At 67.1% G+C, this 12,891-nt stretch carries 12 protein-coding genes; 6 read left to right on the forward strand and 6 right to left on the reverse strand.

Annotation, left to right across the window (positions count from 1 at the left end; all coding sequences use genetic code 11):
* The 3 genes from VGE49_RS00330 to mscL all read left to right on the forward strand — a co-directional run.
* Positions 1 to 1,135, forward strand: a 1,135-nt coding sequence (locus VGE49_RS00330; protein WP_331032600.1) for a 30S ribosomal protein S1, incomplete at its 5' end; no start/stop codon positions are given.
* 212 nt (positions 1,136 to 1,347) lie between these two features.
* On the forward strand, positions 1,348 to 1,638 hold the full coding sequence (locus VGE49_RS00335; RefSeq protein ID WP_105562595.1) for an integration host factor subunit beta: 291 nt from the start codon (positions 1,348 to 1,350) through the stop codon (positions 1,636 to 1,638).
* A gap of 18 nt (positions 1,639 to 1,656) precedes the next feature.
* Positions 1,657 to 2,061, forward strand: a complete 405-nt coding sequence (gene mscL, locus VGE49_RS00340; RefSeq protein ID WP_331032601.1) for a large-conductance mechanosensitive channel protein MscL — start codon at positions 1,657 to 1,659, stop codon at positions 2,059 to 2,061.
* Here the strand turns inward: mscL and VGE49_RS00345 are convergent.
* Complete coding sequence (locus VGE49_RS00345; protein WP_331032602.1) at positions 2,058 to 3,218, reverse strand: N-acetyltransferase; 1,161 nt, start codon at positions 3,216 to 3,218, stop codon at positions 2,058 to 2,060. The two genes, mscL and VGE49_RS00345, sit on opposite strands and share 4 nt — an antisense overlap.
* A gap of 322 nt (positions 3,219 to 3,540) precedes the next feature.
* Between VGE49_RS00345 and VGE49_RS00350 the strand changes: the two genes are divergently transcribed.
* Positions 3,541 to 5,226: a peptide MFS transporter gene (locus VGE49_RS00350; protein WP_331032603.1), complete on the forward strand. Its 1,686-nt coding sequence runs from the start codon at positions 3,541 to 3,543 to the stop codon at positions 5,224 to 5,226.
* A 139-nt stretch (positions 5,227 to 5,365) separates the two neighbouring features.
* On the opposite strand, the gene VGE49_RS00355 is transcribed toward VGE49_RS00350, so the two are convergent.
* Positions 5,366 to 7,402, reverse strand: a complete 2,037-nt coding sequence (locus VGE49_RS00355) for a TonB-dependent receptor plug domain-containing protein (RefSeq protein WP_331032604.1) — start codon at positions 7,400 to 7,402, stop codon at positions 5,366 to 5,368.
* A gap of 212 nt (positions 7,403 to 7,614) precedes the next feature.
* Here VGE49_RS00355 and VGE49_RS00360 point away from each other — a divergent pair, with 212 nt between their 5' ends.
* Complete coding sequence (locus VGE49_RS00360; RefSeq protein WP_331032605.1) at positions 7,615 to 8,550, forward strand: TraB/GumN family protein; 936 nt, start codon at positions 7,615 to 7,617, stop codon at positions 8,548 to 8,550.
* Here VGE49_RS00360 and tldD read toward each other — a convergent pair.
* The 4 genes from tldD to VGE49_RS00380 all read right to left on the reverse strand — a co-directional run bounded on the left by tldD (position 8,547) and on the right by VGE49_RS00380 (position 11,971).
* On the reverse strand, positions 8,547 to 9,971 hold the full coding sequence (gene tldD / locus VGE49_RS00365; protein WP_331032606.1) for a metalloprotease TldD: 1,425 nt from the start codon (positions 9,969 to 9,971) through the stop codon (positions 8,547 to 8,549). The two genes, VGE49_RS00360 and tldD, sit on opposite strands and share 4 nt — an antisense overlap.
* Positions 9,972 to 10,181: 210 nt before the next feature.
* A complete protein-coding gene (locus VGE49_RS00370) occupies positions 10,182 to 10,961 on the reverse strand; it encodes a GIN domain-containing protein (RefSeq protein ID WP_331032607.1) in 780 nt (259 codons plus the stop codon).
* 24 nt (positions 10,962 to 10,985) lie between these two features.
* Positions 10,986 to 11,558, reverse strand: a complete 573-nt coding sequence (locus VGE49_RS00375; protein WP_331032608.1) for a DUF1700 domain-containing protein — start codon at positions 11,556 to 11,558, stop codon at positions 10,986 to 10,988.
* Positions 11,555 to 11,971 carry a PadR family transcriptional regulator gene (locus VGE49_RS00380; RefSeq protein ID WP_331032609.1) on the reverse strand — a complete coding sequence of 139 codons (417 nt, stop codon included), beginning with the start codon at positions 11,969 to 11,971 and terminating at the stop codon, positions 11,555 to 11,557. The genes VGE49_RS00375 and VGE49_RS00380 overlap by 4 nt, the downstream gene beginning before the upstream one ends.
* A gap of 248 nt (positions 11,972 to 12,219) precedes the next feature.
* Here VGE49_RS00380 and VGE49_RS00385 point away from each other — a divergent pair.
* On the forward strand, positions 12,220 to 12,891 hold a 672-nt coding region (locus VGE49_RS00385; protein ID WP_414643578.1), incomplete at its 3' end, for a cytochrome c oxidase subunit II.

Below are 12,891 nucleotides of genomic sequence, written 5' to 3' on the forward strand. Positions count from 1 at the left end.
GGAGCTGGTCGGCCAGCTGCAAGAGGGTGAAGTCCGCGAAGGCGTCGTCAAGAACATCACCGACTACGGCGCCTTCGTCGACCTGGGCGGCATCGACGGCCTGCTTCACGTCACCGACATGTCGTGGAAGCGCGTCTCGCACCCGTCGCAAGTCCTAGCCGTCGGCGACACCGTCAAGGTCCAGATCGTCAAGATCAACCCGGACACCCAGCGCATCTCGCTCGGCATGAAGCAGCTGCAGTCGGATCCGTGGGACGGCGTCGAAGCCAAGTACCCGGTCAACGCCAAGTACACGGGCCGCATCACGAACATCACCGACTACGGTGCGTTCGTTGAGCTGGAAGCCGGCGTCGAAGGCCTGGTCCACGTCTCGGAAATGTCCTGGACCAAGAAGAACGTCCACCCGGGCAAGATCGTCTCCACCTCGCAGGAAGTGGAAGTCATCGTCCTGGACGTCGACAGCGCCAAGCGCCGCATCTCGCTGGGCCTGAAGCAAGCCCAGAACAACCCGTGGGAAGCCTTCGTCGAGGCTCACCCGATCGGTTCGACCGTCGAGGGCGAAGTCAAGAACGCCACCGAGTTCGGCCTGTTCGTCGGCCTGGACAACGACATCGACGGCATGGTCCACCTGTCGGACCTGGACTGGAACGTGTCGGGCGAAGAAGCCATCCAGCGTTACCGCAAGGGTGAGACGATCAAGGCCAAGGTGCTGGACGTCGACATCGAGAAGGAACGCGTCTCGCTGGGCGTCAAGCAGCTCGGCGGCGACCCGATGGAAGGCGACGTCTACAAGCGCGGCCAGCAGATCACCGTCACCGTGACGTCGATCGAAACCGGCGGCATCGAAGTCAAGTTCGGTGAAGACGACGCGCCGGTCACGGCCTTCGTCCGCAAGTCGGACCTGTCGCGCGACCGCAACGAGCAACGTCCGGAACGCTTCGCCGTCGGCGATCGTATCGACGCCATGATCACGGGCATCGACAAGGCCACGCGCCGCGTCTCGGTGTCGGTCAAGGCGCTGGAAATGAAGGACGAGGCCGAGGCCATCGAACAGTTCGGTTCGTCGGACTCGGGCGCTTCGCTGGGAGACATCCTGGGCGCCGCGCTTCGTGAAAAGGCCGGTTCGAAGGAATAATCTTCCTTTCTGACCAGAAAACGGGGCGGCTGGAGCGATCCAGCCGCCTTTTTTCTTGCGCGGCGGGCAAGAACCCGCGCCAATGTCCGGGCTTGGCCGTAAGAATCGCTCCTAATCGACGCGACCCCCTTTCTTCCTGTGGCGTCAGACGGTTAGGGTGCGGGCCTGAACGGAAGCGACTGCATCTGAAACAGCCACGGGCGGGGGCCTGAATGATCAAGTCTGAACTGATCGAGAAGCTGGCGGCCGAGAACATCCACCTCACCCACGCCGAGGTGGAGCGGGTCGTCAACGTCATCCTGGGTCAGATGACCGAGGCCCTGTCGGACGGCGGCCGGGTCGAACTTCGCGGCTTCGGCGCCTTTTCGGTGCGCAGCCGCCCCGCGCGGGTCGGACGCAACCCCCGCACCGGCGAGACGGTGGAGGTGCCGGCCAAGGCCGTGCCCTTTTTCAAGAGCGGCAAGGAACTTCGCGAGCGCCTGAACGCTTCCGGCGACGCCTGAAACGAAAGACTGAGTGAAATGAGCCTGCTGACCGAATTTCGGGAATTCGCCGCGCGCGGCAATGTCATCGATCTGGCGGTCGGCGTCATCATCGGCGCCTCGTTCGGCAAGATCGTCACCAGCCTGGTCGATCAGGTCATCATGCCGCCCGTCGGCCTGCTGCTGGGCAAGGTCGACTTCGCCAATCTGGAATGGGTGCTGAAGCCGGCGGACGCCGCGGCCGGGGTCGCGAAGGTGGCCATCCAGTACGGCGCCTTCATCAACACCCTGATCCAGTTCCTGATCGTGGCCTTTGTGGTCTTCCTGCTGGTCAAGGGCATCAACAAGATGCGCCGCGAACAGCCGGCTGCCGAAGCCGCAGGTCCGACCCCGACCGAGGCCCTGCTGGCCGAAATCCGCGACGAACTGAAGGCGCGGCCCTAGGCCCTGGCCGCCGACGGGGCGCCCTGACTGGACGCCGGTCGGTCCGAGGTCGCGACCCGCCGTCGCAGGGGCAGCGGCCGCACACAGAACGAATAATCGCCGTCGAACGGGGTGGGGCGCCAGTCGCCGGCTCCCTCAAAGCCGGATGTGAAGGCGACGTGGCAATGTCCCCAGCCGCCTTCGCGCCGCGCCTTGCGCGCCAGATCGCCCAGGTCGCGCATGGTGTCTTCGGTCACGACCTGAAGACGAACCTTGGCGGCGCCGAGCGCGGGGGCCAGTTGCAGCAGAGCCGCGACCAGGGCGGAGATCGCGCCTCGATCCCGGTCCAACGCCTCCAGGTCTAGAATCTCCAGCGTCGGCGGTTCGATCGGATTGCCCTTGCCCAGCAGGGCCAGGGCGTGGCCGGTGATCTCGCCCTTCAGGCTGCGCACGAGATGGAGGGGGCGAACGGTCAGGTCCGGGTCGGACAGCCGCCAGCGCAACATGGCTGGGCTGCGGTCGGCCGTCAGGCGCCCCTGATCGCGCAGGGCCGCCCAGAAGCCGGCATAGGGCGAAGCCTCCGACAAGTCGTCCAGCATCGAAACGCCGTCCGGCAACCGTGACGTGTCTGCGGACCGCGCGCGGCGGCGCGGCGGCATCAGCTGCTCGCCGAGCCAGGACGCCGCGCGGGGCTCGCGCGCCACCAGGGCCCGCAGGCCGCGGCTGTAGAGGCAGGCGGCGGGATTGATGATCCATGACAGCTTCAGCGCATGGGTTCGTGGCGGCCAGGCAAGCATGCCGAAGCGTTGGTACAGGGGGCTTGAGCGGGCGTTGGCGTTCAGGGTGTAGCGGGCGAAGCAGCCGGGCTGGGCGACAAAGGCTCCGATCAGATCGCGGCTGCGGCCCTTCTGTCCTGGTGGAACGATGACCGAAAAGCCTGTCGCTCCATACGACCGCCGGTCGCCGGACCAGAAGCACTGGATGAAATTGCCTAGAAAGGCCGCCGGGCCGCCGTCGGCGTCTTCGACCACCCAGCCCGCCGGGGCGTCCAGGGCCTGACGAGCGGGGTTGTCGTCCAGCCAGCGCCATCCCTCGGCCGAGCGTTCGGGCCACCAGACGTTTCGGTGCAGCCGGTTCACGCCGGACACATCGGAGGGAAGGAAATGGCGGACGGCCATCAGCGTCAGGTCTTTCTCGAGGCTTCGCCACAACGAATCGGTCGCGCTTCGAGTTGCATGGTGTGAAGCGAAGGTCCCGAAAACAATCTAAAGTTGCGTTTCCGGAGCTGACAAATGCGTCATTGCGGTGACGGGTCGCGGCGTTAACGCTTGTTCGCGAGGCCCCGCCGTGCTGTTTCTGCCCGCTTACGCGCCAAGTCAGGGCGCAGCATTTGGGAGAACGCCGTTGAGCACGACGGATGGGGGGGGCGCGCTGTCGGCTGCGCCCCGCAAGACGTTTCTAGGACACCCGCGGGGGCTGGTTGTCCTGTTCCTTACAGAGATGTGGGAACGCTTTTCCTACTACGGCATGCGGGCCCTGCTGGTCCTCTACCTGACCCAGCACTTCCTGTTCGGTCCGAAAGAGGCGCAAGGCATCTACGCCGCCTATGCGGCGCTGGTCTATCTGATGCCGGTCGTCGGCGGCATGATCGCCGACAAGTACCTAGGCTCGCGCAAGGCGGTCATCATCGGCGCGGTCCTGCTGGTCGCCGGTCACTTCATGATGGCCTTCGAGGGCACGGGCGGCCGTGAAAACCTGACCATCGGCGCCACGACCTATGAGCTTCAGGTCGAGGGCCGCGATCAGAACCGCGCCATCTTCGCCGTCAACGGCGACGAGCGGACCCAGATCACGATTACACCGGAAGGCGTGTCGCGCGTCGGCGCCGAGCCGGCTGCGGCGATGACGGCGGATGCGGCGGCTCCGGCCGTGGCTCCGGCGGCGGGCGGCTTCCCGGCCTTCACGGCGACGGAAGGCTACAAGCTGGAAACCGTGCGGGACCTCGGCTTTGGGGAGCCGGTCCTGTTCTTCGCCCTGTCGTTGATCATCGTCGGCGTGGGCTTCCTGAAGGCCAATATCTCGACCGTCGTCGGCGCGCTGTATGAAGAGAACGATCCCCGTCGCGACGGCGGCTTCACCATCTTCTACGTCGGCATCAACCTAGGTTCGGTGCTGGCCACGGCGGCCTGCTCCTACCTGGGCATCAAGTACGGCTGGGCCTACGGCTTCGGTTTGGCCGGCATCGGAATGACGCTGGGCCTGATCACCTTCATCCTCGGCCAGAGCTGGCTGGAAGGCCGCGGCGGCCCGCCGCATCCGGAAATGCTCAAGACCCGCAAGGTCTTCGGCGTGCCGTTCGAAGCGATCTTCTGGATCGGCGGCCTGGTCACCGTCTTCCCGGTCTGGCTGCTGATGCAGCGTCACCACCTCATCGAGACGGCTCTGCCCTGGCTGGCCGGCGTCATCTTCGCTTCGGTGGTCGGCTATGTGGTGTTCAAGCTGCGCGGCTCCGAGCGCAGCCGCATGCTGGTCGCCCTGACCCTGATCTTCTTCTCGGTCCTGTTCTGGGCCCTGTTCGAACAGGCCGGTTCGTCGCTGACCCTGTTCGCGGACCAATCGACGTCCATGCCGACGTGGTTCAATGCGCCCATGACCCAGATGTTCAACCCCGGCATCATCGTCATCGGCGGCCCGATCATCGCCGCCCTGTGGGTGTGGCTGGGCCAGCGCAATCTGGAGCCATCGACTCCGGTGAAGTTCTCCTTCGCCCTGGTCCTGGTCGGCGCCGGCTTCCTGCTGCTGACCTGGGCGTCGGCGACGCAGGCCAACGTGGACTTCCGCGTGCCGCTGATCTTCCTGTTCCTGACCTACTTCCTGCACACCATGGGCGAGCTGTGCCTGTCGCCGGTGGGGCTGTCGATGATCACCAAGCTGTCGGTCGATCGCGTCGTGGGCCTGATGATGGGCGTCTGGTTCCTGTCCAGCTCGGTGGCGCACATCGCCGCCGGCTTCATCGCCCAGGCGACCTCGACCGATACGGTCGCGGGCGTGGTGACCAGCCCCGAACTGGCGCTGCAGACCTATGGTTCGATCTTCGGCACCATCGGCTGGACCGGCGTCGTCGTGGGCGTGGTGCTGCTGGTGCTGTCGCCGCTGCTCAAGAAGGGTATGGCGGGCATCCACTGACCGTCTGACATTCCGAGCAAAGGAAAGGGCGGCGTCTCGGAAGAGGCGCCGCCCTTTTCAGTTGGTCCGGGGGAAGGCCCGCCTTGTCCCTTCCGGCGTCGGGGGGACGGGAAGGGGGGCGGGTTCTTGTCGTTGAACCTCAGAAGGTCTTGCGCAGGCGGATCTGATAGAAGGTCCGGGGGTCGATGAAGCGGTTCTCGACATAGGCGACGGAGCGCGTGTCGCGATCGGCGAAGACGGTGCGGGTCACGTCGAAGTCGTTCCAGATGTTGACCTGGCCGCGGATCGACAGGGTCGGGGTCGGCTTGTACTCGGCCCACAGCTCGTAATAGCCCGTGCCGCGCCAGCCCGAGATTTGATCGGGCTGATAGTTCTTCTGGCCCAGCAGCGGGATCCAGGCGCCGCCCCACTGCAGTTTCCAGGAGGTGACGTCCTGCTGGAAGGTGATGGTCGCCTGGGTCGGGCGCACGCCCGAGATGGGGCGTTTCTCGCCCGTGGTCGGGTCGACGACCTCGGTCTTGTTCCACGTGTTGCGGAAGCCGAACTTGCCGCCCGACAGGCCCAGCTTGTCGGTGGGGATGGTCACGTTCAGGGCCATTTGGTCCCAGGTGCCGTCGCCGATGTTGCCGACCGCCGCCAGGCCGCCGTCCAGCGGGATCACGTCGATGGCGTTGGTGATCTCGTCGTGACGCAGACCCAGGCTGATGATGCCCTCGCCCCAGAAGCGTTTCTCGTAGGTGGCCTCGGCGACCCAGCGCGATTCCGGCTCCAGGTTCACATTGCCGCCGAAGACGTTCTCATCGGAGAACTCGGCCGAGGCGGCGAAGTCGCCGAAGTCCAATTGGCCCACGGTGCGTTCCAGCCGCAGGCGCAGCTGGTTGTTGGGCATGGGGGTCCAGGTCGCCAGGATGCGGGGCTTGGCGAAGAAGAAGCTCTTTTCCTGCGAGGCGTCGCCGGACTGGCTGATGGTCGAGGATTCCAGCCGCAGGCCGCTTTCCAGCGTCCACTTGGGGTTGATCCGCCAGGTCGCCTTGCCGAACAGTTCGCCGCGCGTCTCCTCGACCGTGACCGAGGCCGAGGGCAGGGGCACGCCGACGCCGCCGACCGAATAGGCCTGTTCGGTCTCCAGCATGTTGTAGGCGACCTCGCCGCCGGTCTCGAAGTCCATCGACGGCGACCGCTCGTAGCGGATCAGGCCGCGCAGGATGGTCTCCGACGCGTTGCCGTTCGAGCTGAACAGCTGTTCGGGGCTGTCGACGGCGCCGAGGCGGGTGCGCGAGGTGGAGACGTCGTCGAACTCGCTGAACTCGTGGATGAAGCGGGTTTCCAGCTTCAGCTTCTGCGTCAGGGGGCGGGTGAAGACGACGCCCAATTCGCCGCTCTTGCCGTCGCTGTCATAGAGGTTCTCGCGCCGGATATCAGGCGCGGTCTGCTGGCTCAGGTTGTGGAAATCATTGACTCCGTAGCGCGCCGTCAGATCGACCTTGCCGCCCAGGAAGGGGCTGGAGAAGTTGCCCCGGATCGCGTTCCCGCCGCCGTAGCTGTCGTTGTAATAGCCTTCGTTGCGCAGCACCGTCCCGTCGGGCGCGACGCGCAGGACGGGGCCGACGCCGTTGGAGTCGCTCATGGAAATGCCGTCGCTGAGGGTGACGCCCCAGGTGCGGTCGCCTTCGCGGGCGGTGAACTGATAGGTGCCGCCGAAGGTGTCCCGGCCGCCTTCGAACAGGTTGGCGTTGGTGGTCAGGATGTGCTCGCGGCTGGAGGTGGTCTTCAGGATGACGTTGGCCACGACCGAATAGCCCTGCATCTCGATGCCCGGCGCGCCCCCGCGCACCAGTTCGATGCGCTCAACCTGCGTCGCCACGGTGCGGCCCAGGACGTTGGAGCCGGTGTCGTTCTTGGAGGCCGGACGCGACCCGTTGATCAGGATGTTGCCGACCGCGCCTTCAAAGCCCCGGGCGCCGTCGCCGTCGTTGACCGAGAAGCCGGGGATGCGGTTGACCATGTCCAGCGCCGTGTTCGGGCGGGCGTCCTTGAAGAAGTCGGGCGCGAAGACCAGCACGCCCTGATCCTGGGCCTCGGCGGTCTGGGGCGCGCGCGCCGTCTCGGCCAGGGCCGGCGCGGCGGCGCCGATCGTCAGCGCGGCGGTGGTGGCCAGCAGAATGGTCTTGGTCATGGCGTCGTCCTCTCCCTCGGTCGTGGCGGCAGGTGTGACGGCAGCGAGGCCCAGTCTCCAGTTACAAGCCGGACAGGTGGATTAAATCGCGGACAGCATTACCGATAAGTCAGATTACAGGCTGATTAGTTACTGTTACGCCAGCAGTCATGAAGGCTCGAATCCTTGGCGTATCGACGTTTGTGCTCGCGCTGTCATTCGGGGCGCCGACCTTGGCGCAGGACGCCTCGGCGTCGCTCGCGACCACGGTGGAGGACGTCGTCGTCACGGCCCGGCGCACCGACGCCCCGATCTGGGAGGTGAAGCGCGGCGACAGCACCCTGATCCTGATCGGGGCCATCGAGGGCGTGCCGCGCGACATGGTCTGGCGGACCGAGGCTTTGGAAGCCGCCGCCGAGCGGTCGCAGCGCATCCTCTTTCCACAGGAAGGCCGCGCCTCCTTCGCCGATTTCGGGCGCATGATCTGGCGGGCGCGCACTATCGCTCTGTTGCCGGGGGAGACGACAGTCGCCGACTATGTGTCCGCCGATTGGCTGGCGCGGCTGGAAACGGTCAAGGCGGGCGACAAGGGTTGGCGGCGCCAGGGACTGATGTTTCTGGCCGACAGCCTGCTGAGAGACGAGGCGGGCCTGCGCGGCGGCGGCGTTTCCGGCGCCGGGGCGGCGAGGGAGGTGGTGCGTCGCGCGGCGCGAAAGGCCAAGGTTCCGATCCGCTCGATCGGCGTGGTGCGCGGCGATGAGTTGGTCGAGATGCTGATCACCGCGCCGCAGGCGACGCATCTGCCCTGTCTTCAGGCCTCGATTCGGGCGGCCGAGGACGGCGACGGCGCGGCGATGGCGCGCGCCGAGGCCTGGCGGCGCCGTCAGGTGGTCGAGGTGATGGCTTCGCCCCTCGAACAGGCCCTGGCCCAATGCTGGCCTTGGGGCGACCCGACCCTGTCGGTTCAGCTTCGGCGGCAGTGGAGCGGGGCTCTGACCTGGGCGCTGGAGCAGCCGGGGGTGACGCTGGCCGTCGTGCCTCTGCGGGTGCTGGCCGAGCCCGACGGCGTGCTGGACGAGGCGGAGGCCGCCCGGCTGGAGATTTCGGGACCGCAATGGAAGCCGGGACAAGGCCCGGCCTCCGAGGCCATGGAGCCTGCGGCGCCCTAGACCGCCGTGCCGCCGACCGTCAGCCCGCCGATCTTGAGGCTGGGCTGGCCGATGCCGACGGGGACGCCCTGACCGGCCTTGCCGCAGGTGCCCACGCCGGGGTCGAAGGCGAAGTCGTCGCCGATCATCTGGATATGGGTCAGGGCCGTGGCCCCGTCGCCGATCAGGGTGGCGCCGCGCACCGGCGCGGTGATCTTGCCGTCCTCGATCAGATAGGCCTCGGTGCACTGGAAGACGAACTTGCCGTTGGTGATGTCCACCTGGCCGCCGCCGAAGTTGGCGGCGTAGAGGCCGCGCTTCGTGCTTGCGATCATGTCGGCCTTCGAATCCTTGCCGCCTTCCATGAAGGTGTTGGTCATGCGCGGCATGGGCATGTGGGCGAAGGACTGGCGGCGCCCGTTGCCGGTGGCCTGCGCCCCCAATTGTCGCGCCGACAGGCGGTCGTGCATCAGGCCGACCATGATCCCGTCCTCGATCAGGACGGTGCGCGAGGTCGGGGTGCCCTCGTCGTCGAACGACAGCGAGCCGCGACGCCCGGCGATCGAGCCGTCGTCCACGACCGTCACGCCCGGCGCGGCCACGCGCTGGCCCATCTTGCCGCTGAAGACCGAGGAGCCCTTCCTGTGGAAGTCGCCCTCGAAGCCGTGGCCGACCGCTTCGTGCAGCAGGACGCCGGGCCAGCCGGCGCCCAGGACCACGTCCATTTCGCCCGCGGGGCAATCGACGGCGTCGAGGTTGATCAGGGCCTGCCTCAGGGCTTCGTCGATCTGGCCCTGCCAGCGGTCGGGGGCGAGCCAGGCCTCGAAGCCGGCGCGGCCGCCGGCGCCGGCCGAGGCGCTCTCGCGCCTGCCGTCGCGCTCGACCGTGACCGAGACGTTGACGCGGACCAGGGGCCGTACGTCGCTGAGCAGACGGCCGTCGGCGCGCAGGATCTCGACCGCGCGGCGCTCGCCGATGATGGAGGCCGAGACCTGGACTACGCGCGGGTCGCGGGCGCGCGCCCAGGCGTCGATTTCCGACAGCAGTTCGATCTTGTCCGAGAAGCCGGGCGAGGCGAGGGGATCGACCTCGTCATAGAGCTTTTGGTTGGTGGCGCGCGGGGCCTCGGCGGCGTGGCCGGAATAGCCGCGCTTGGCCAGCGAAGCGCTGTCGGCGGCGCGGCGGATGGCGGCGGCGGAGATTTCGTTGGCGTGGGCGTAGCCGGCGGTCTCGCCCGCCACGACGCGCAGGCCGAAGCCCTCGACGGCGTCGTAAGACGCGCCCTTCAGCCGTCCGTCGTCAAAGACCAGGGATTCGCTCTCGGTCTTTTCCAGAAACAGCTCGCCGTCGTCCGCCCCGGCCAGGGCCGTCTGCAGGATGGACAGGGCCTCGTCGGGGGCCACGCCCGCGGCGTCGAGGATGGGGGAGGGGGAGGTGCTCATGCCCGCTAGATAGGGGCTGCAAGGCGCGGCGTCACGGCCCGCAAAAACAATCGGTCGTCAGCGGGGCAAATAAGAGCCCTCCCCCCCGAGGGGGAGGGTTGGGCGGGGTGAAGGGAGGCGCCGCCTCTTGCGCCTTCATGGTCAGGGCGGCGACCGCACCCCCATCCCCGACCCTTCCCCCCTCGAGGGGGAAGGGAGCGGATCGTACTGTCAGTCCTGCGAAACCTCGCCCGAGCCGCTGATGTCCTGGCGCAGCTGGGCCGGGCGGCGGGTCAGGCGGACCGTGCCGTTGCCCGAAACATCGACCTCGGCCTTGCCGGTCGGACCGACTTCCACGTCGCCGCTGCCGCTGACGCGCAGCTTGGCGTCGGCGACGAACAGCTCTTCCAGCTCGGCGTTGCCGTCGCCGGAGATGTCCAGGCTCACGGCCTCGGTCTTGCCCTGGGCCGTGACGTCGGAGCCGCCGGTCAGGGTCAGGTCCAGCGTCGGCTGGTCATAGCCGCGGATGTTCAGCTGGGTCATGCCCGACAGGTCAAAGGCCTTCACCGAAGGCGCCTTGATGATGACCTTCAGGGCGTCGGTTTCGCTCCAGCCGTGGATGCCGGTGCGGGTCCAGCGGATATAGCTGCGGTCGCCCTTGGGAGCTTCCTCCAGCGTCAGGCGGCCGTTGGCGAAGCGGATGCGGTCCACGACAGGCTTGGGGCCGATGATGGTGACGCCGGGCGCGTCGGCCTGCTGATCGTAGGTCACGTCGGCGGGCAGGTTGATGGCCAGGCGTTCGTCGGACGCCCAGGCGATGGTGCGGGTGATCTCGGGCGAGACCTCGCTGCGTTCAATGGTGAAGCCGTTGTCGCCCGGGATGTCGTCGGTGATGACCCAGGTCCGTTCGTGACGGATCAGGTCGCGGCCGCCGACGGCGAAGGCGCCGCCGATGCCGACAATGGCCAGGACCAGGCCGGCGCTGGAGATGATGATAAGATTGCGGATCATGTCAGTTCCTCCCTCAGAACCGGATCAGGCTTGCGATTGTGGTTCGAGCGCGGGCTTGACCACGCGGTAGTGCAGGCGGGCGTACCAGACGGTGGCGTCGATCAGCCACTTGGTCAGCAGGGCCATGGTCCCGGTCATGAAGACGCCCAGACCCATCAGGCCGACGCCCAGCAGGGCCGCCGCCAGGGCGCCGCCCGGCATGCCGACGAAGGGCCCGACCACCAGGGCGAAGCCGCCGGCCACGAAGACCGCGACCCCGGCGATTAGGATCGACAGCACCGTGCCGAACACCGGCAGGGCGATGGGCAGCAGGATCAGGATGTCGATCGCGCCCAGGCCCAGGATGCCGAAGATGGCCCCGGCGGCGGAGGAGGCGGTCTGTTCCTGTCCCCAGCGCTGGGCGCTGGCCTCGGCCTTCAGTTCGCGGGCCAGACGATCGGGATCGCCCAGGGCCTCGGCGACCTGCGCCTCGGTGCGGCCGGCGGCGGCGCCGTCGGCGAAGTGGCTTTCATAGTCGGCGACGATGTCGTTCGCCGTGGTGGTCGGCAGACCGACCAGTCCGCGTTTCAGGCGGGCCAGGAATTCGGCGCGGTTCATTGTTCAGCTCCCCGTTGAGCGTCTGCGGTTTGGTCGGTGAGGGCGGCCGGTTCGACCGGGGCGCCCGCCGCTATGGCGTCGCCGTGCGGCGCGGTGTTCGCCACCAGGGCCTCGACCGCCTGGGCGAAGGCGCGCCATTCGGCGGTCTGGCCTTGCAGGGCGGTGCGGCCGGCGTTGGTGAGCCGATAGTATTTGCGCGACGGTCCGCTGGAAGATTCAACCAGATAGGTCTCGACCAGGCCGTCGGTCTGCATGCGGCGCATCAGCGGATAGATGGTGCCTTCCCCCATGCCGATGGCGTCGGACAGGCGGCTGGCGATCTCGTAGGCGTAGCTGTCGTTGCGGGCCAGCAGGGCCAGCACGCACAATCCCAGCACGCCTTTCTTCAGTTGGATGTCGATGGAGTCGGGCATGGCGTTCCCTTCGTTGATGGCGAATGGGTATCGCAAGGTATCGTGCGCTGCAAGGTAGCTGTCGCTACATGACACCGAATTAATCCGTCGATCTTCGCCTCCATCCAGCCACTTGAGCGTCTTGATCGCTTGGCAAGCGCGAAACGAGCCGATAAGGACCGGCCTGAAACGCCGAGGTCCGTCAGGGTCCGGCGGTGCTTGCGAATTGCTCGCAAGTATCGGCTGCAGAACGGTTTATGAGGACTCGAATGGGGATGGGCACGCGAGCCATGGCGCGGATCGGAGGCGGAATCGCCGCGACCGCCCTTGCCGCCTTCGTAGCCGCGCCGGCTTGGGCGCAGGATGTGCTGGGGCAACCGACTCCGGGCGGGATCGACCTGCAGCCGGCGGCGTCGCCGCTGAAGCATGAGGCGATCTTCTTCCACGATGTGGTGCTGATGCCGGTGATCACGGTCATCACCCTGCTGGTGCTGGGTCTGCTGATCTGGATCGCCATCCGCTACAACAAGCGCGCCAACCCGGTTCCGGCCAAGTGGAGCCACAACACGGTCATCGAGGTCATCTGGACCGTGGTGCCCGTGCTGATTCTGGTCGGCATCTCGCTGTTCTCGTTCCGCCTTCTGTTCGCCTATCACGACACGCCGGAAGTCGATCTGACGGTCAAGGTCACGGGAAACCAGTGGAACTGGGCCTATGAATATCCCGACCAGGGCGTGGCCGAGTACATCTCGAACATGCTGCCCGAGGACAAGGCTCCGGCCCACCTCTACCGCCTGGCGGCCGACGAGCCGATGGTCGTTCCGGTCGGCAAGACCGTCGAACTGCTGATCACCGCCTCCGACGTGATTCACGCCGTCGCCCTGCCGGCCTTCGGCCTGAAGACCGACGCCGTTCCGGGCCGCATCAACCACACCTGGTTC

Source organism: Brevundimonas sp. (genome assembly GCF_036405315.1).
Classification (GTDB): domain Bacteria; phylum Pseudomonadota; class Alphaproteobacteria; order Caulobacterales; family Caulobacteraceae; genus Brevundimonas.